The following is an 18,644-nucleotide window of genomic DNA, read 5'->3' as shown; positions in this document are numbered from 1 at the left end:
CTTAGAGTTCGATCAGCGTATCGCCTACGGCTACGCTGTCGCCCTCGCTGACGTTCACCTTAGACACAGTGCCTGCGCTGCTGGCACGCACTTCGGTTTCCATTTTCATCGCTTCGAGAATGATCACCACATCACCTTCAGCGACTTGCTCACCGGGGCGTACATTGACCTTGAAAATATTACCGGCCAGCGGTGCATCAATGGTCTCACCACTGGGTGCAGTCGCTTCATCTTTGGGTGCGCCAGTACTGGCTGCCGTTTGCTCCTGCACCTCGCCCAACTCACCGCCTTCAGAAACCTCCACCACAAAGGATTTTCCGTTGAGCTTAACGGTATAGGTTTCCGGTCCATTGCTAACGGCTGGCGCATTGCTTTCCACCTTAGCGGGTGTCGTTTCAGCATTGGCGTCAGCGACCTGAGGGGCAGGTTCAAAGGCATCGGGATTGTCGCGATTTTTGAGAAACTTCAATCCAATCTGCGGAAACAGCGCATAGGTCAGCACGTCATCGACTTCGCGCTCACCTTCTGCCAAGCGGATACCGTCAGCGCTCGCTTTCTCTTTCAGTTCTATGGCCAGCCTATCCATTTCAGGCGACAGGTTATCCGCTGGACGACAGGTAATCGGCTCTCCGCCTTCCAGCACACGCTTTTGCAGCTCCGCATTAAAAGGTGCCGGAGCGGCGCCATATTCACCTTTGAGGAGTGCCTGAACTTCCTTAGAGATCGACTTATAACGCTCGCCCATCATCACGTTCATTACCGCTTGAGTGCCGACGATTTGCGACGTGGGCGTTACCAGCGGGATAAAGCCAAGGTCTTCGCGTACGCGAGGAATCTCGCTCAGCACATCGTCAAGCTTATCGCCTGCGCCCTGCTCTTTGAGCTGGCCTTCCATATTGGTCAGCATGCCGCCCGGCACCTGGGCAATCAGAATGCGTGAATCAATACCGCGCAGCGAGCCTTCAAAGGCGGCGTACTTCTTGCGCACTTCACGGAAATAACCGGCGATATCTTCCAACAGCTCAAGATCCAAGCCGGTATCACGGCCGGTGTCTTTGAGCATTGCCACCACGGACTCGGTGGGACTGTGGCCGTAGGTCATCGACATTGATGAAATTGAAGTATCGACGTTATCGATTCCGGCTTCTACTGCTTTCAAAATGGTCGACGTAGAGAGGCCGGTGGTGGCGTGGCAGTGCAGATGCACCGGAATCGATAGCTCTTTTTTGAGCCGCGAAACAAGATCGAAGGCTGTGTAAGGAGTAAGTAGCCCCGCCATATCCTTGATAGCCAATGAATCTGCGCCCAAACCAGCAATGGTTTTGGCGAGATCGACCCAGCTATCCAGGGTATGTACCGGGCTCACGGTATAAGAAATGGTACCCTGGGCATGACCTTCAACATTGCGCACCGCCTGAATGGCACGCTCCAAATTACGCGGGTCATTCATGGCGTCAAAGACCCGAAAAACGTCCACGCCGTTGGTTTTCGCCCGCTCAACAAACTTATCGACAACGTCGTCCGCGTAGTGGCGATAACCCAGCAGGTTCTGGCCACGTAGCAACATCGCTTGAGGGGTATTTGGCATGGCTTCTTTCAGGGCACGAATACGCTCCCATGGATCTTCACCCAAATAGCGGATGCAGGCGTCATAGGTCGCCCCACCCCAGGTTTCCAGCGACCAGTAGCCAACGCGGTCAAGCTTTTCGGCGATCGGCAGCATATCGTCCAAGCGCATGCGCGTCGCAAATAGCGATTGATGGGCATCGCGCAGCACGACATCAGTAATGCCTAAAGGGCGTTTTGTTTCGTTCATGGTCTTGGCTCACTGTAGGAGTTGTTAGCTTGTAGTAAAAATAACAAAAAAATAGCCTAAAGAGGGCTGAGATGGAAAAAATTGAGAAAGTTAACGACGTCGCTTTGAGCGATAACGGTGCACTGCAGCACTGATGACGGCCAACATTTCGTCACTTTGGCCAGCGGGCGCCGTAGATTGCGGAGATTTTTTGCTCGTATCAGCCGCGATGGGGACAGGCTGAAAACGGCCAATCAGCTTCGACATTAGCGTAACGCTAATCACTAAAATAGTAAGAAAAACAAACACCACACCCATACCAAGCGCCATTAACGCCAACCCATCCTGCAATAGCTCATGATCCTGCATAAGGCGCTCCTACCTCTCGAAGTACAGTTGCTAGACACGTAATTTCACCAGCGGCTATTAAAGCCCCTTGGCGCAGTGAGGGGAATACACTAACCTGCCACACCCAGAATAGAATGCAATGGCGCGATAGTGGAAGTCATGGTTGTTAATTTACTACAAAACGGCAGAATTGGCCTAGCTCCGATGGAAGGAGTCATAGATGCACTGACACGTGATCTGTTGACCCGCCATGCCGGGTTCGACTGGACGGTTACTGAATTTGTCCGCGTCGTCGATGCCTGCCTACCGCCAAGAGTATTTTATAAGCATTGCCCCGAACTTAAGCAACCGCCGGTGGCAACGCCGAGCGGGATTCCTGTGCATTTGCAGTTGCTGGGCTCTGACCCAGCGGCTTTGGCGGCCAATGCGCAGCAGGCGCTCAAGCTAGGCGCAGTAAGCGTTGACCTTAATTTTGGTTGCCCTGCCAAACTGGTTAACCGACACGATGGCGGCGCTTCGCTACTGCGCCAGCCAGATCGGGTCTATCAAGCGGTTAGAGCCGTTTACAATGCGCTAGGCGGTGAAATCCCCGTCACCGCCAAGATCCGCCTGGGCTTCGCCAACCGTCGCTTAGCGGTTGCCTGCGCCCAAGCCACCGAAGCGGGCGGTGCAGCGCAGTTAGTTGTACACGCCCGCACCCGCGACGAAGGCTACCGCCCGCCTGCACACTGGGAATGGATCGGCAAGATTCGCCGCCATGTCAGCATTCCAGTTGTCGCCAATGGCGATATCTGGACGCTTGAGGATTACTGGAAAGCTCGAACGCTTTCCGGCTGCCGCGATGTAATGTTAGGCCGCAGCGCGCTGGCGGACCCCTGGCTTGCGCCACGCATCCGCCACTGGCTACAGACCGGCGAGCGGTTACCCGAAAGCAGCTGGGCAATGCGCGCCAATGTACTCAAAGAGTACGCTGCCCTGCAGCGCCAACAGCTGCCCGACCGCGTTGTCGTCTCTCTGGTAAAGCAGTGGCTTGCCCAAATGCGCCAAGGCAGCGCCGAAGCCGAGCAGAACTTCCAGCGCGTGAAGCGCCTCACCGAATTAGATCTATTACTCGACAGCCTTATCGTCGACGAGCAGCACGCCGCGCTGGCATAGCCTCTCCTCTAGATGGCACCTATCCAATCAACAAGCAAAAAAAAAGCGCCCTACCGCAAAGCGGGGGCGCTACAAACGATCGTAAGACCGGAGCGCGAGCTACTTCCGGTCAGACTAGAAACTGGCGGTGAGGCTGGAAACAGAAAACCCGCTCTCGATATGAGAACGGGTTTAGAAATCTGGCGCGCCCGGGAGGATTCGAACCTCCGACCCCCTGATTCGTAGTCAGGTACTCTATCCAGCTGAGCTACGGGCGCGTAATCGTGCGTCTAACGCTTACTGACACTCGGCACTTTCTTCAACGACTGCTAAGCATCTCTTACTCTTAAACTACTATCATTTACTCAGCACCAAGCACTGAGAAGGTGGCGCGCCCGGGAGGATTCGAACCTCCGACCCCCTGATTCGTAGTCAGGTACTCTATCCAGCTGAGCTACGGGCGCATACCTTGTGACCATGCACTTTTAACTAAGTACTCAATGGCCATGCTATTGGCGGAGAGAGAGGGATTCGAACCCTCGATAGGGCTATAAACCCTATACTCCCTTAGCAGGGGAGCGCCTTCAGCCACTCGGCCACCTCTCCTCAACGGCACGGCGCGAATATTACCGATTTAGGGATCTTGTGTCTAGTCCTCTGCCGATTTTTTTCGCGCCGGCCATAGCTTACGTCTTGAACATCGAATCATCATGCAAGCCCGCAAGTTTTATTCCACTTCGTTTTCACTGTTCCGTTCACGCTGTATACGCTGATAAATCTCTTCACGGTGAACAGCGACATCTTTGGGCGCATTAACACCAATTCGTACTTGATTGCCTTTTACACCTAGCACGGTGACGGTAATTTCATCACCGATCATCAGGGTTTCGCCAACACGGCGAGTTAGGATGAGCATGGCTGATCTCCTTTTCAGACGTTTTACTGCAACGGGATATGTCAGCCGGAGGCAACACCACGCCATTATGCGGCATAGTGCTGCCTGTCACCAAAAGCACCGGCTCCATGACACCTTACCCTCCCGTTGAAAGAAAGCTCACCACCACACGGCAGCAAGTACCCCTTCAGCGTAGAAGGTTTAAGGCATAAATGTTATTCAGATTCGATATCCGCCTTATCTAAACCAAAAGCTTTGTGTAATGCATTCACTGCAAGCTCCATATGTTTCTCATCAATGACGACTGAGATTTTAATCTCAGAGGTAGAAACCATACGGATATTGATGTTTTCATCGGCCAAAACGCGGAACATTTTCGATGCCACGCCCGCATGAGAACGCATGCCAACACCCACCAAAGAAACCTTGGCAATATTGTCGTCACCACGCAATTCACCACCGCCTAGATCAGGAATCACCGTCTCTTCGAGCAGCTTTTTAGTTGCCTTGTAGTCGCCCTTGGCTACCGTAAAAGTGAAATCGGTATAGTCACCGGCCGGGGCAACGTTCTGAACGATCATATCGACTTCGATATTGGCATCGGCAATCGGGCCCAGAATACGTGAAGCTACACCGGGTACATCCGGCGTATTGAGTAGCGTCAGTTTGGCTTCATTCTTGGTAAAGGCGATACCGGAGATCAGTGGTTCTTCCATAGCGTCCTCGTCTTTGTCTGCTTCTGCAACAATTAGGGTACCGGGGCCGTCTTCAAAGCTCGACAGCACCCGCAGGGGCACGTTGTATTTACCGGCAAACTCTACCGCGCGGATCTGTAACACTTTGGAGCCAAGACTGGCCAGCTCCAGCATTTCTTCCACGGTAATGCTCTCTAGCCGCTGAGCTCTGGAGCATACGCGGGGGTCGGTGGTGTATACACCATCTACATCGGTATAAATCTGGCACTCGTCGGCGCCTAGCGCAGCGGCCAGGGCAACCCCAGTGGTATCGGAACCACCGCGCCCCAGCGTCGTGATATTGCCGTCTTCATCGACCCCTTGAAAACCAGCCACAACGACCACCTGACCTGCTTCTAAATCGGCTTTCAGATCGTCAGTTTCGATGCGCTGAATACGCGCCTTGGTATAAGCGCTATCAGTATGAATGCCTACCTGGGCGCCAGTGTGCGAAGTGGCTGGCACGCCAATTTGCTGCAGCGCCATGGCGAGAAGTGAGATCGTCACCTGTTCGCCGGTCGACAGCAGCATATCCATCTCGCGCGGCGCGGGATCTTCGTTAAGTGCCTGAGCCATATCCGTGAGACGGTTGGTTTCGCCGCTCATAGCGGAGACCACGACGACCACCTGGTGGCCTTTTTCGCGGAAGCCCTTAACCTTTTCCGCTACGGCCTTGATACGCTCGACAGAGCCCACCGAAGTGCCGCCGAACTTCTGTACGTATAGTGCCATATGCCGTTCTTCCTATGCGTTCGGGAATGGAGGATGAAATTGTCGTTAGGTTTACATAAATAAGGCCGGTGACAATCATGCCACCGGCCTTGGGGTTTAGCTAAGCGCGTTTTCCAACCATACCGGTACGCTCTTCAACGCATCCGGCAGGGCGTCGGGTTGACTACCTCCCGCCTGAGCCATATCCGCGCGACCACCGCCCTTACCTCCCACTTGAGAGGCAACATGGTTAACCAGCTCACCGGCTTTCACTCGGCCGGTCAAATCTTGAGTTACCCCAGCAATCAGACTCACCTTGCCAGCAGCCTGATCGGCAACACCAAGAATAATCACTCCAGAACTGAGCTTGTTCTTGAGCTGATCCAGGACGCCGCGCAAATCTTTCCCAGAGACACCTTCCAGCTGTGTCGCCAATAGCTTAACGCCGTTGACCTCTTGCACCTGACTCAGCATATCGCTCCCCGCGGCGCTGGCGAGCTTGGCTTTGAGCTGCTCCAACTCTTTTTCCAGACTGCGGTTACGCTCAACCAGTGACTCTACCCGCGCTTCAACTTGCTCAGGCTTGGTCTTCAAACGTTCACCCAAGCGTTCAAGGCGGGCTTCCTGCTCACGGAAGTAGGCTAGCGCATTTTCGCCGGTGATCGCTTCAATACGACGCACGCCGGAGGCAATGCCCACTTCGTTTATCACATGACAGCAGCCGATATCGCCACTGCGTGTCACGTGGGTACCACCGCACAATTCGATAGAGAAGTCGTCGGCCCCAATCGTCAGTACGCGCACGTTCTCGGCATATTTGGCTTCAAACAGCGCGGCAGCCCCTTTCGCTTTGGCTTGATCCAGGCTCATTTGCTCGGTTTTGGTCGGCGCATTAGCCAAGATCTGCTCATTGACCAGCCGTTCGACTTCCGCCAACTGCTCGGCGGTCATCGGCTCAAAGTGGCTAAAGTCGAAGCGCAGGCGCTCGGCGTTAACCAGCGAGCCCTTCTGCTGCACGTGATCACCCAGCACCATACGCAGCGCTTTGTGCAGCAGGTGAGTTGCCGAGTGGTTACGGATGGTGGCTGTACGTAAGCTGGCATCGACTTCGCCGCGCACGCTAGCACCGACACTCAGCGTACCCTCTACCATCATGCCCTGGTGCAAGTGATGGCCGCTCTGCTTTTGGGTATCCGTCACCTGGAAACGGCCACCGTCGACATACAGGTAGCCGGTATCGCCCACCTGACCGCCGGACTCACCGTAAAATGGCGTGCGGTCGAGCACAACAACGCCTTTCTGCCCGGCTTCCAGCGCGGCCAGTTCATTGCCTTCGCTGTCGACTAGTGCCGTTACCTTGGCTTGATCCTCTAGGCGATCATAGCCAGTGAACGCCGTCTCACCGTCCAGTTCGATGGAGGCGCTGTAGTCAGCGCCGAACTGGCTGGCCGCCCGTGCGCGTTCACGCTGGGCCTCTAAGGCTTGCTGAAAGCCCTCTTCATCCAGAGTAACGCCGCGTTCACGGCAGACATCGGCGGTAAGGTCAAAAGGAAAGCCGTAGGTGTCGTAAAGCTTAAATACCGTTTCTCCCGGCAGTACCTTGCCATCCAGCTCGGCCAGAGCGGCGTTTAATAGCCCCATACCGTGATCCAGGGTGCGGGCAAACTGCTCTTCTTCTTTCAGCAGCACACGGACAATTTGATCGCTCGCTTCCCGCAGTTCTGGATAGGCATCGCCCATCTCAGCGTCCAGCGCCCCGACCAGCTTGTGGAAGAAAGGCTCTACCGCACCCAGTTTGTGGCCGTGACGAACCGCCCGGCGGATAATCCTGCGCAGCACGTAGCCGCGCCCTTCATTGGAGGGCAGCACGCCATCGGCAATCAGGAAGGCGCAGGAACGGATATGGTCAGCAATCACGCGCAGTGATGGCGTGGTTGTATCAGGGTGACCGGTCGCCTTGGCCGCGGCTTGCAGCAGGTTCTGAAACAGGTCGATTTCGTAGTTGGAATGCACGCCCTGCATGACAGCGGCGACCCGTTCCAAGCCCATACCGGTATCAATCGAAGGCTTAGGCAGCGGGTTGAGCGTGCCTGCAGCATCACGGTCAAACTGCATGAAGACCAGGTTCCAGATTTCGATGTAGCGGTCGCCATCTTCTTCCGGACTACCGGGAGGGCCGCCCCATACCTCTGGACCGTGGTCAAAAAAGATTTCCGAACTCGGGCCACAAGGGCCGGTGTCACCCATCTGCCAGAAGTTATCTTCGTCTAATTTGGAAAAGCGCTCAGGATCAATACCGATCTCGTCTTTCCAGATACGCTCAGCTTCGTCATCACTGACATGTACCGTTACCCACAGCTTCTCTTTTGGCAGACCCAGTGTTTCGGTTAGGAATACCCAGGCAAAACGTATGGCTTCGCGCTTAAAGTAGTCACCAAAACTGAAGTTACCCAGCATTTCAAAAAACGTGTGGTGGCGTGCAGTATAGCCAACGTTGTCTAAATCATTATGCTTACCGCCCGCACGTACGCAGCGCTGCGCGGACGTTGCACGTACATACGGACGTGGGTCGCGACCCAGAAATACATCTTTGAACGGCACCATGCCGGCATTGGTAAACAGCAGCGTCGGGTCATTGCCCGGCACTAAAGAACTGGTGGGTACAATCGTATGCCCCTGTTCTTCAAAGAAGGTGAGAAAGGCCTGTCTAATCTCTGCGCTTTTCATAGGGTATCCGTAACAAGAAAGCGTGATGTCCCAGGGCGCTGTCGACGCTACCCTCAGGGGTCGCAAAGGGGCCATTATAGCGCAGTTGTCAAACGACTAAAGCCGCACTTAGTGGCAGAGAGGCAAACTACTCGTTAGAAAAGCGTATGAGAGCGCTATTAGAAAGGTAAGAGGGGGCGTTTTACAGGTAGGAGAGAAAGTATTACAGACAAGAGAAAATGTATTACAGACAGGAGAGCGCGTAGCGGATTTGCTCAAAATCGAAACCACGACTCGCCAGAAAGCGCTCGCGTCGGGCGCGCTCTTTAGGTGTTTCGCCGGGGCTATCGAAGCGCCGCGCCAGGGTTTCCCGCGCTAGTTCGAACCAGTCAACCTGTTCCCCCTCCTCCACCTCTTCAAAAGCAGCGTTAAGGGTTTCCTGATCGACGCCGCGTTGGCGCAATTCACCTTTAATACGAATAATACCCTGACCGCGCTGAATACGTGAGCGTACAAAACTAGCCGCAAAACGGGCATCAGACTGCAGCTCCTGCTCGGCCAGAGCGTCTAAACACTCGTCGATAGCAGTATCGTCGAAGGATTTTTTCTTCAATCGCTGGGCTAGCTCAGCGCGCGAGTATTCACGCCGAGCTAGCAAGCCAATCGCGATGTCACGTGGCGTGGCATCGCGCTGAGACATAAAGGCCATTAGCTTGTCTCGGTTTGAACAGTCTTAGAGCAGGTCGTCATCGTTGGCATCCAACTCGGCCGCTGCTTCGGCAGGTGCATCGTCCTTGTCTTTTTTAGGATCAGGCTTGGCCAAAAGCTGCTCACGAATCTGCGTTTCGATTTCGAGCATAATCTCTGGATGCTCTTCCAGGTAAAGGGCGGAGTTCGCTTTACCCTGGCCGATTTTCTTGCCTTTATAGCTGTACCAGGCACCTGCTTTATCGACCAGATTGCACTGCACGCCCAGGTCGATAACTTCACCGGCGTGATAGATACCCTTGCCGTAAAGAATCTGGAACTCAGCCTGACGGAATGGCGGTGCCACCTTGTTTTTGACCACTTTCACGCGGGTTTCGTTACCGGTGACTTCATCACCGACTTTCACCGAGCCGGTGCGGCGAATATCCAGACGCACACTGGCGTAGAACTTAAGTGCATTACCGCCGGTGGTGGTTTCAGGACTACCGAACATCACGCCGATCTTCATGCGGATCTGGTTGATGAAGATCACCAGGCAGTTGGCATTTTTGATATTACCGGTGATTTTACGCAGCGCCTGAGACATCAAACGCGCTTGCAGTCCAACGTGGGAATCACCCATTTCGCCTTCGATTTCAGCCCGCGGGGTCAACGCAGCCACCGAGTCGATAACAATCACGTCGACACCGCCGGAGCGTACCAGCATGTCGGTAATTTCCAGCGCCTGCTCACCGGTATCCGGCTGGGAGACCAGCAGATCATCCAGGTTAACGCCCAGTTTTTCTGCGTAGCTGGGGTCAAGCGCGTGCTCGGCATCCACGAAGGCACACACTTTGCCCTGCTTTTGCGCCTGAGCAATCACCGAAAGGGTCAGGGTCGTTTTACCCGATGATTCCGGGCCAAAGATTTCACAAACTCGGCCAAACGGTAGACCGCCGATGCCGAGCGCAATATCCAAACCCAATGAACCGGTGGAAACCGACGGCATGACGACACGCGGAGCGTCGCCTAGACGCATAACGGTGCCCTTGCCGAACTGACGGTCGATTTGGGTAAGTGCAGCGTTTAGCGCTTTTGTGCGGTTGTCATCCTGAGCCATTCAGAGATTCCTCATAACAAGCTGTATAATTACCCAGTAGTATGCCAAAGATTGTGCCGTAAACAAATCCTTGATCACGCTTTCTCTCAACTATTTCGTCTTGCTCGCTTTTACACGGGCATCCAGACGCGCTACCAATCCCGCCAGCGCCTGGTGCACAGCCTGCTCGCGCACCGCTTGGCGGTCACCGGGAAAGTGAAAACACTCAGCCTGCTGATCGGCACCGTCTCCCCAGGCCAACCAGACAGTCCCCACCGGTTTTTCAGCGCTCCCGCCATCCGGGCCAGCAACACCGCTAACGGCAACGGCTAAGTCAGCGCCACTTTCACGACAGGCGCCAAGCACCATGGCTTTGACCACCGCCTCACTGACGGCACCGTGTTCGGCCAGCGTGCTCTCAGGCACCCCCAGTAAGCGCGTTTTAGCCGCATTCGCGTAGGTCACATAGCCGGTCGTAAAATAGGTGGAGCTACCCGCCACCCCGGTAATCGCACTGGCAATGCCCCCACCCGTACACGACTCCGCGGCGGTCACCTCTATGTTCAACTGCTGACATAGCCACCCAAGACGCTGAGCCAGTAGCGTTAAATCAAGATTTTTCAGGCTAGATACGCTGGGCACTATTACCACTCCTTCAAGTCAGTCGTCAGATAAGCGTAGAATACTGCGCTTAGCTTTCTCAAAAAATCGCTCAAAGACTTATATAAAGCATATATCCAATGAACAGGCCGTAAGCCGAGTTGGCTTACGCTACGCTCAATCAGGACGCTCATGTCACAGGCCATTCCCCCCAACACACCGATGATCACGCAATATTTAAAGATCAAACGTGAACACCCCGAGGTACTGCTGTTTTACCGGATGGGGGATTTTTATGAGCTTTTTTTCGACGACGCCAAGCGCGCCGCCGCGCTGCTGGATATTACCCTTACCCAGCGTGGGCAGTCGGGTGGCAAGCCGATCCCGATGGCGGGCGTACCTTACCATAGTGCTGAAGGCTATCTAGCCCGCCTTGTCGCCGGTGGTGAATCGGTAGCGATCTGCGAACAGATTGGCGACCCTGCTACCAGCAAGGGGCCCGTTGACCGCCAGGTCGTGCGTATCGTTACGCCCGGCACGCTCCACGATGAAGCGCTGTTGGATGCACGCCGCGACAACGTGCTGGTATCCGTTTCTCCTGGCAAAGAGAGTTGGGGCCTTGCCTGGCTGGAGCTTTCCAGCGGCCGCTTTAACGTACTGGAAGTAGCCAGCGAAGCCGAAATGCTTGCCGAGCTGACGCGCCTCTCCCCGGCCGAGTTACTAGTGCCCGAAAGCCTGACGCTACCCGATGCCTGGTCACAAAAGCGCAGCCTGCGCCGCCAGGGCGAGTGGCTGTTTGACCTGGAGAGCGCTACCCGCAGCTTGTGCGACCAGTTTGAAGTGCAGGATTTACGCGGCTTTGGCTGCGCGCACTTAACCACGGCACTGATTGCCGCCGGAGTGCTGATCGATTACGCCCGCGACACTCAGCGCTCGCGCCTGCCCCACGTAACCGCGATCAGCGTTGAGAATCGCGATGATGCCGTGGTGATCGACGCCGCCAGCCGACGTAATCTGGAAATCGATATTAACCTGGGTGGCAATAGCGATAACACCCTGGCCAGCGTGCTGGACACCTGTACCACTGCCATGGGGTCCCGATTACTCAAACGCTGGCTCAATCGCCCACTGCGTCAGCGCGAGATCGTCCAGGCCCGTCATGCAGGAGTGGCGCTATTAAGCGTTGATGCTGCCTATATGCCGCTGCGTGAGACCCTGAGCGCCGTAGGTGATGTAGAGCGTATTCTGGCTCGCGTTGCGCTGTACAGCGCCCGTCCGCGCGATCTGGCACGCCTGAGGGATGCACTGGTAACGCTCCCGGAACTGGAGCAGCAGCTCAGCGAGGTAGAGAGCGGTAGTGCGCTGGACAACCTGCGCCCGCATATCCGCCCCTACCCGGAAATGGCCGACATGCTCAGCCGGGCGCTGGTCGAAAATCCGCCGGTAGTGATCCGTGACGGGGGCGTCATCGCCGATGGCTTTGACGCCGAGCTGGATGAGCACCGCGGCATGGCAGAGAATGCAGGTGATTATCTCATTCAGCTTGAGCTTCGCGAGCGCGAGCGAACGGGGCTTGCCAATCTCAAAGTCGGCTATAATCGGGTCCATGGCTACTTTATCGAGCTACCCCGTTCACAGGCCCAGCAAGCACCCGTTGACTATATTCGCCGTCAGACGCTTAAAAACGCCGAGCGGTTTATTATCCCTGAACTCAAAGAGTTTGAAGATAAGGCACTTTCCGCCAAATCTCGCGCGTTGACCCGTGAAAAATGGCTTTATGACCGCCTACTGGCCGACCTCAACGACAGCCTGCATGCGCTGCAGAGCACCTCCCAAGCGCTGTCAGAACTGGATGTACTGTGCGCGTTTGCCGAACGCGCAGAGGCGCTAAGCTGGGTTCGACCCACCCTAAGTAACACCACCGGTATTCATATCGAGGCGGGAAGGCACCCGGTGGTTGAGCAGGTCAGCGAAACGCCCTTTGTGCCCAACGATGTGACGCTCAACCCTGACCGGCATATGCTGATCATTACCGGTCCCAATATGGGCGGTAAATCGACCTATATGCGCCAAACGGCGCTAATTGCCCTGCTCGCACACTGCGGCAGCTTTGTGCCCGCCGATGCCGCCGAAATCGGCCCACTGGATCGGATATTTACCCGCATTGGCTCGTCGGATGATCTGGCAGGCGGACGCTCCACCTTTATGGTCGAGATGACCGAAACGGCCAATATTCTGCACAACGCGACCCAACAAAGCTTGATCTTGATGGATGAGATTGGTCGTGGCACCAGCACTTTTGATGGGCTTTCACTGGCCTGGGCCAGCGCTGAATACTTAGCGAAAGGAAGAGCGCTAACGTTGTTTGCGACTCACTACTTTGAGATGACCGCCCTGCCTGAGCACGCTGAAGGAGTTGCCAATATTCATTTAACGGCGACCGAACATGGCGATAGCATTGTGTTTATGCACCGCATTGAGGCGGGTCCAGCCAGTCAAAGCTACGGCTTGCAGGTGGCTCAGTTGGCGGGTGTCCCAAGCCATGTGATTAAGCGGGCTCGTGAGAAGCTGATGAGCCTTGAGCAGCGCGATGTGGACAATACGGCACAGGCACCGCGGAACACGCCCCAGCAAAACGACCTGTTTGCCGCCGCACCGCATCCGGTGGTTGAGGCATTGGAAAATGTCGATATGGATGACTTAACGCCGCGGGAAGCGCTATCACTGTTGTATCAGTGGCGAGACCTGATCTAATGGTGCTTATAGAATAAAGTCTATAAGTGAGATTCAGATGTCAGGACAGGTTGAAGCGAGGGTCTTTCGACAGGGCCGGAAAATGTTCCCGACTATTCCGGCATTTCCGCCATCCATGGCGGTCAGATGTCGAAAGTAGTGCTCCCGCGGAAACCTGTACTGGGATTGCTACCAACTGGAATCATATGGCGCTTGCCGCCAGGTAAGCGCACCACTAGAATGTCGCTCAAACTTTTAGCTTATAAAAAACGGCTGATTTATAACCATTCACGATTGACCATGGCTGGGAGTTACCCGGCCCTGCAAGAGGGATAGCAAGATGACGTTTGTCGTTACCGAGAACTGCATCCAGTGCAAATACACCGACTGTGTGGAAGTCTGCCCGGTCGACTGTTTTTACGAGGGCCCGAACTTCCTGGTCATTCATCCTGACGAGTGTATCGACTGCGCGCTGTGTGAGCCCGAGTGCCCCGCCGAGGCGATATTCTCCGAGGATGAGCTACCGGATGGCCAAGAGGCATTTATTGAGATTAACGCCGAGATGGCCGAAGTATGGCCCAACATTGCCGAGCGCAAAGAACCGCTGCCTGACGCCGAAGAGTGGGATGGCAAACCTGGTAAACTCGAGAAATTAGAGCGCTAGTCTTAGGCGCTAATCTTAGATCGCCCCAATTAAGTACTGCTCTTAAACCCAGCGCTCCTGCTTCTCCCAGGCGCTGGTTTTTTTGTCACCAAAATTATGCCGTCTAATGACAGGCAAAAAAAAGGCGACCCGTAGGCCGCCCGCTCCAAGCACTTCCTCTGACCACTCCCTGGATCAACCTCTTCAGATGACTTCCCTGCCGGGGCTCACCTCACTGTATCACCCGGCGCATCTGACCTACGTCCCGTTGCATCCTGTCTGAAGCATCCCTGCCTCCCCTTGTCCTGCGTGCATTGTGGCAGATCATGGCCGCTTCTCAACAAGCCCAAAATGCAAAAAGGCGAGCCTTAGCGGCTCGCCTTATTTCCACAATTTTTTTAAAAACAATTACTTAAATTTCAATTAGTGGAAAATTTCGTTTTTTCTTACTATAAACCGAGCGATTCACGTCGGCATTTGTAAGATATCTCTTACAAAATCTTAAGACATCTCTTACAAGCCATCCAAAAAGCTCACTCGATATAGGCGCTTACTGACCCTTAATGGCTTTTAGGCCAGGATAGGTCACCTCACCCAGCTCCGCTTCAATCACCAACAAACGGTTGTACTTGGCAACCCGATCAGAGCGACACAGCGAACCCGTCTTAATTTGACCGGCGCAGGTACCTACCGCCAAATCAGCAATGGTGGTGTCTTCGGTTTCACCAGAGCGGTGCGAAATGACCGCAGTAAAGCCAGCATCCTGGGCCATCTTGATGGCATCCAGCGTCTCCGAGAGCGAGCCGATCTGATTGAACTTGATCAAGATAGAGTTACCGATCTGCTCATCGATACCGCGCTTGAGAATCTTGGTATTGGTCACGAACAGATCGTCACCCACCAGCTGCACTTTATCACCCAGCTTGTCGGTTAACGCTTTCCAGCCCGCCCAGTCGGATTCATCCATGCCGTCTTCGATGGACACAATCGGGTACTCAGCACACAGACCGGCCAAATAATCGGTAAAGCCCTCGGCGTCGTAGCTTTTGCCTTCACCGGAAAGGTTGTATTGACCGTCTTTATAGAATTCAGAAGAAGCACAGTCCAGCGCCAGGGTAACGTCTTTACCCAGCTCGTAACCGGCATCAGCTACGGCTTGTTTGATCACTGCCAAGGCATCAGCGTTAGACGCCAAGTCAGGCGCAAAGCCGCCCTCGTCGCCGACTGAGGTGGAGAGGCCTTTTGCTGAGAGCACTTTCTTCAGCGCGTGGAAAATTTCCGCGCCCATGCGCAGCCCTTCACGGAAATTAGGCGCGCCTACCGGCTGAACCATAAATTCCTGGATATCGACGTTGTTATCGGCGTGCTCGCCGCCATTGATGATATTCATCATCGGTACCGGCATGCTGTACTGACCCGGCTGACCGTAAAGCTCGGCAATATGGGCATACAACGGCACGCCTTTGGCGTTAGCGGCTGCTTTAGCCGCCGCCAGTGAAACGGCCAAAATAGCGTTGGCGCCCAGGTTCGCTTTGTTTTCAGTGCCATCCAGCGCCAGCATGGCATCGTCTAAACCGCGCTGATCACGTGCATCCATGCCCAGTAACGCATCGCGGATTTTGCCATTGACCGCATCGACTGCTTTCAGCACGCCTTTGCCCAGGTAGCGCGACTTATCACCATCGCGCAGCTCTAACGCTTCCCGGGAACCGGTTGAGGCACCGCTAGGGGCACAGGCTTCACCAACAGCACCACTAGCAAGGCGAACGTGCGCCTGCACAGTGGGGTTACCACGTGAATCGAGCACTTCCAACGCACTGATAGCAACAATCTTGGTCATGGCAGTATCCTTTACTGTAAAGCAGATAAAGTTATTAAAATGGCGCTCTTATTAGCAAACCCCTGATTCGCTGAACACGGCTTAGCGAATCGTTAGCGGTTCAAACCCCTTAACCAGTGCATCCAACTGGGCAAGCTGGGTTAGGAATGGCTCCAACTGATCAAGCGGTAAAGCACAGGGGCCATCGCATTTGGCATTATCAGGGTCAGGGTGAGCTTCTAAAAACAGCCCTGCTAGCCCGACCGCTACGCCAGCCCGTGCTAATTCCGCCACCTGGGCGCGGCGACCATCGGCACTGTCCGCACGCCCACCAGGACGTTGCAGCGCGTGGGTCACATCAAAAAACACCGGATAGCCGGTTTGCTTCATATCACCAAAGCCAAGCATATCAACGATAAGGTTGTTGTAACCAAAGCTTGAGCCGCGTTCGCAAAGCATCAGCTGGTCGTTACCCGCTTCCTGAAACTTGCTGATGATATGGCGCATTTCATGGGGCGCCAAAAACTGCGGCTTCTTGATATTGATGACCGCGCCGGTTTTGGCCATGGCGACCACCAGATCGGTTTGACGGGCCAAAAAGGCGGGCAGTTGGATAATATCGGCCACTTCCGCCGCTGCCTCAGCCTGCCAGGGTTCGTGCACGTCGGTGATGATCGGCACGTTGTAGCGGGCTTTGATATCGGCCAGTATTTGCAGCCCTTTCTCGATACCCGGCCCGCGGTAGGAGTGAATCGAACTGCGATTAGCTTTATCAAAGCTGGCCTTGAAAACGTAGGGCATACCCAGCTTCTGGGTCACCGTGACGTAGGCTTGGGCAACTTCGTCGGCAAGCTCAGCAGATTCCAGCACGTTCATGCCACCTAGCAGCATCAGCGGCAAGGAATTGCCGGCGGTTAAGCCGGCTACGTTAATATGACGCTCTTGAGAAGCCATGCTTTTGCCCTCTTATTCCTGAGAATGCGCATGGGCGCGATTACGCGCAGTCTTATGCTCTAACGCGGCGTTCACAAACCCCGAGAAGAGCGGGTGACCATCACGCGGCGTGGAGGTGAACTCCGGATGGAACTGACAGGCCACATACCAAGGGTGGTCAGCCAGCTCAATCACTTCAACCAGTGATTGGTCGACACTCTTGCCCGAAATAACCAGTCCCGCCTTCTCGAGCTCATCGATAAACTGGTTATTGACCTCGAAGCGGTGGCGGTGACGCTCAACAATCTCATCCGAGCCGTAGGCTTCGCGCGCTTTGGTGCCGGTTTCGAGATGACATACCTGCCCCCCTAAGCGCATGGTGCCGCCTAAATCAGACGCCGCATCGCGTAACTCGATTTTGCCTTCCGGATTTAACCACTCAGTAATCAGACCCACCACCGGGTGCTGGGTATCGTGGGTAAACTCAGTAGAGTTGGCGTCTTTCCATCCTGCCACGTTGCGAGCGAACTCAATCACCGCTACCTGCATACCCAGGCAAATACCCAGATAGGGCACGTTATTTTCGCGCGCAAACTGGGCAGTCAAAATCTTGCCCTCTACGCCGCGCTCGCCAAAACCGCCGGGTACCAGAATGGCATCTTTGCCCGCCAAACGCTCGGTGCCGTGGCGCTCAATGTCTTCGGAGTCAATATAGTCGACGTTGACCTTAATGCGACCTTGGATGCCAGCATGAATCAGCGCTTCGTTGAGCGACTTGTAGGCATCCAGCAGCTCCATGTACTTACCGACCATGGCAATACTGACGGATTTGAGCGGGTTGAGCTTGGCATCGAGTACCTTCACCCACTCGGATAAATCGGCTTCCGGGGCTTCCAGGCGCAGCTTATCGCAAACGATCTCATCCAGACCGTGCTCATGGAGCATCAGCGGAATGCGATAGATCGTATCGGCATCCTGCAGGGGTACCACGGCACGCTCTTCGACGTTGGTAAACAGGGCGATTTTGCGACGCTCGCTCTCTTCCAGCTCAACTTCGCTGCGGCAAATCAGAATGTCCGGTTGGATACCGATGGAGCGCAGCTCTTTAACGCTGTGCTGGGTCGGTTTGGTTTTGGTCTCACCCGCCGTTTTGATGTAGGGCACCAGGGTCAGGTGCATAAAAAGCGCACGGTTAGCGCCCTGTTCACTACGGATTTGGCGAATGGACTCAAGGAAAGGCAGTGATTCGATATCACCGACCGTGCCGCCGATTTCCACCAGCGCCACATCAAAACCTTCACCGCCCGCGTAAACCCGCTCTTTAATCTCATCGGTGATATGCGGAATCACCTGAACGGTGCCGCCTAGATAGTCACCACGGCGCTCTTTACGCAGTACGTGCTCGTAAACCCGACCGGTCGTAAAGTTGTTGCGCTGGGTCATTTTGGTGCGAATAAAGCGCTCGTAATGCCCGAGATCAAGGTCGGTTTCGGCGCCATCTTCTGTGACGAACACCTCACCGTGCTGGAAAGGGCTCATGGTACCCGGATCCACGTTGATGTACGGGTCGAGCTTGAGCATGGTGACCTTAAGGCCGCGGGCCTCTAAAATCGCCGCAAGCGAGGCGGAGGCGATGCCCTTGCCAAGAGAGGACACAACGCCGCCGGTCACGAAGATATATCGTGTCATGGATAACCTGTCGAAACGTGATCAGAAGGCACGGCAGAAAGCCACGCCAGGATGGGTCGACAGACTAGCAGATTACGACCTAAGGCTCAATTTGAACTGAGCAGTCAAATCCTACTCA

General features: G+C 54.9%; 14 protein-coding genes and 3 tRNA genes. 3 read left to right on the top strand and 14 right to left on the bottom strand.

Annotated elements, in window-relative coordinates:
- Position 1: 1 nt before the first annotated feature.
- Together oadA and AC5TBW_RS03420 are read right to left on the bottom strand one after the other, a co-directional pair.
- Positions 2-1,816 (bottom strand): sodium-extruding oxaloacetate decarboxylase subunit alpha, encoded by a 1,815-nt coding sequence (oadA, locus tag AC5TBW_RS03425; protein WP_495510725.1) that lies wholly within the window; start codon positions 1,814-1,816, stop codon positions 2-4.
- 90 nt (positions 1,817-1,906) lie between these two features.
- Positions 1,907-2,164, bottom strand: a complete 258-nt coding sequence (locus AC5TBW_RS03420) for an OadG family protein (protein ID WP_495510724.1) — start codon at positions 2,162-2,164, stop codon at positions 1,907-1,909.
- Positions 2,165-2,347: 183 nt separating this feature from the next.
- On the opposite strand from AC5TBW_RS03420, the gene AC5TBW_RS03415 reads away from it, so the two are divergent.
- Complete coding sequence (locus AC5TBW_RS03415) at positions 2,348-3,298, top strand: tRNA dihydrouridine synthase (RefSeq protein ID WP_495510723.1); 951 nt, start codon at positions 2,348-2,350, stop codon at positions 3,296-3,298.
- Positions 3,299-3,478: 180 nt separating this feature from the next.
- On the opposite strand, the gene AC5TBW_RS03410 is transcribed toward AC5TBW_RS03415, so the two are convergent.
- The 9 genes from AC5TBW_RS03410 to AC5TBW_RS03370 form a co-directional block, all read right to left on the bottom strand.
- Positions 3,479-3,555: transfer RNA gene (locus AC5TBW_RS03410), tRNA-Arg, on the bottom strand.
- Positions 3,556-3,664: 109 nt separating this feature from the next.
- A tRNA-Arg gene (locus AC5TBW_RS03405) sits at positions 3,665-3,741 on the bottom strand.
- 49 nt (positions 3,742-3,790) lie between these two features.
- A tRNA-Ser gene (locus AC5TBW_RS03400) sits at positions 3,791-3,883 on the bottom strand.
- A gap of 121 nt (positions 3,884-4,004) precedes the next feature.
- On the bottom strand, positions 4,005-4,193 hold the full coding sequence (gene csrA, locus AC5TBW_RS03395) for a carbon storage regulator CsrA (protein WP_007111501.1): 189 nt from the start codon (positions 4,191-4,193) through the stop codon (positions 4,005-4,007).
- A gap of 194 nt (positions 4,194-4,387) precedes the next feature.
- Entirely contained in the window at positions 4,388-5,638 is a 1,251-nt protein-coding gene (locus tag AC5TBW_RS03390) for an aspartate kinase (RefSeq protein ID WP_495510722.1), read from the bottom strand.
- 96 nt (positions 5,639-5,734) lie between these two features.
- Positions 5,735-8,344, bottom strand: coding sequence for an alanine--tRNA ligase (gene alaS, locus AC5TBW_RS03385; protein ID WP_495510721.1), 2,610 nt, complete (start codon positions 8,342-8,344; stop codon positions 5,735-5,737).
- Between the two features lie 223 nt (positions 8,345-8,567).
- Positions 8,568-9,032 (bottom strand): regulatory protein RecX, encoded by a 465-nt coding sequence (locus AC5TBW_RS03380; RefSeq protein WP_495510720.1) that lies wholly within the window; start codon positions 9,030-9,032, stop codon positions 8,568-8,570.
- A gap of 24 nt (positions 9,033-9,056) precedes the next feature.
- A complete protein-coding gene (gene recA / locus AC5TBW_RS03375) occupies positions 9,057-10,130 on the bottom strand; it encodes a recombinase RecA (RefSeq protein WP_495510719.1) in 1,074 nt (357 codons plus the stop codon).
- A gap of 90 nt (positions 10,131-10,220) precedes the next feature.
- The gene (locus tag AC5TBW_RS03370; protein WP_495511905.1) at positions 10,221-10,754 is read right to left on the bottom strand and encodes a CinA family protein; all 534 of its coding nucleotides are present in this window, start codon (positions 10,752-10,754) and stop codon (positions 10,221-10,223) included.
- A gap of 147 nt (positions 10,755-10,901) precedes the next feature.
- Between AC5TBW_RS03370 and mutS the strand changes: the two genes are divergently transcribed.
- Both mutS and fdxA read left to right on the top strand, forming a co-directional pair.
- Positions 10,902-13,463 carry a DNA mismatch repair protein MutS gene (gene mutS / locus AC5TBW_RS03365; protein ID WP_495510718.1) on the top strand — a complete coding sequence of 854 codons (2,562 nt, stop codon included), beginning with the start codon at positions 10,902-10,904 and terminating at the stop codon, positions 13,461-13,463.
- A 319-nt stretch (positions 13,464-13,782) separates the two neighbouring features.
- Complete coding sequence (gene fdxA, locus AC5TBW_RS03360) at positions 13,783-14,106, top strand: ferredoxin FdxA (protein ID WP_071695439.1); 324 nt, start codon at positions 13,783-13,785, stop codon at positions 14,104-14,106.
- Positions 14,107-14,635: 529 nt separating this feature from the next.
- Here fdxA and eno read toward each other — a convergent pair.
- From eno to pyrG, 3 genes are all read right to left on the bottom strand, one after another.
- Positions 14,636-15,925 carry a phosphopyruvate hydratase gene (gene eno, locus AC5TBW_RS03355; RefSeq protein ID WP_495510717.1) on the bottom strand — a complete coding sequence of 430 codons (1,290 nt, stop codon included), beginning with the start codon at positions 15,923-15,925 and terminating at the stop codon, positions 14,636-14,638.
- 81 nt (positions 15,926-16,006) lie between these two features.
- Entirely contained in the window at positions 16,007-16,858 is an 852-nt protein-coding gene (gene kdsA / locus AC5TBW_RS03350) for a 3-deoxy-8-phosphooctulonate synthase (RefSeq protein ID WP_495510716.1), read from the bottom strand.
- Positions 16,859-16,870: 12 nt separating this feature from the next.
- Entirely contained in the window at positions 16,871-18,526 is a 1,656-nt protein-coding gene (pyrG, locus tag AC5TBW_RS03345) for a CTP synthase (RefSeq protein ID WP_495510715.1), read from the bottom strand.
- Between the last annotated feature and the right edge of the window lie 118 nt (positions 18,527-18,644).

The sequence above is a fragment of the Vreelandella sp. ssv genome, from assembly GCF_059448525.1.
This window is presented reverse-complemented; position numbering and strand designations above follow the sequence as displayed.

Bases quoted from the DNA above. Each gene is read 5' to 3' on its own strand.
- oadA (WP_495510725.1), bottom strand. From the start codon at position 1,816: ATGAACGAAACAAAACGCCCTTTAGGCATTACTGATGTCGTGCTGCGC.
- AC5TBW_RS03420 (WP_495510724.1), bottom strand. From the start codon at position 2,164: ATGCAGGATCATGAGCTATTGCAGGATGGGTTGGCGTTAATGGCGCTT.
- AC5TBW_RS03415 (WP_495510723.1), top strand. From the start codon at position 2,348: ATGGAAGGAGTCATAGATGCACTGACACGTGATCTGTTGACCCGCCAT.
- csrA (WP_007111501.1), bottom strand. From the start codon at position 4,193: ATGCTCATCCTAACTCGCCGTGTTGGCGAAACCCTGATGATCGGTGAT.
- AC5TBW_RS03390 (WP_495510722.1), bottom strand. From the start codon at position 5,638: ATGGCACTATACGTACAGAAGTTCGGCGGCACTTCGGTGGGCTCTGTC.
- alaS (WP_495510721.1), bottom strand. From the start codon at position 8,344: ATGAAAAGCGCAGAGATTAGACAGGCCTTTCTCACCTTCTTTGAAGAA.
- AC5TBW_RS03380 (WP_495510720.1), bottom strand. From the start codon at position 9,032: ATGGCCTTTATGTCTCAGCGCGATGCCACGCCACGTGACATCGCGATT.
- recA (WP_495510719.1), bottom strand. From the start codon at position 10,130: ATGGCTCAGGATGACAACCGCACAAAAGCGCTAAACGCTGCACTTACC.
- mutS (WP_495510718.1), top strand. From the start codon at position 10,902: ATGTCACAGGCCATTCCCCCCAACACACCGATGATCACGCAATATTTA.
- fdxA (WP_071695439.1), top strand. From the start codon at position 13,783: ATGACGTTTGTCGTTACCGAGAACTGCATCCAGTGCAAATACACCGAC.
- eno (WP_495510717.1), bottom strand. From the start codon at position 15,925: ATGACCAAGATTGTTGCTATCAGTGCGTTGGAAGTGCTCGATTCACGT.
- kdsA (WP_495510716.1), bottom strand. From the start codon at position 16,858: ATGGCTTCTCAAGAGCGTCATATTAACGTAGCCGGCTTAACCGCCGGC.
- pyrG (WP_495510715.1), bottom strand. From the start codon at position 18,526: ATGACACGATATATCTTCGTGACCGGCGGCGTTGTGTCCTCTCTTGGC.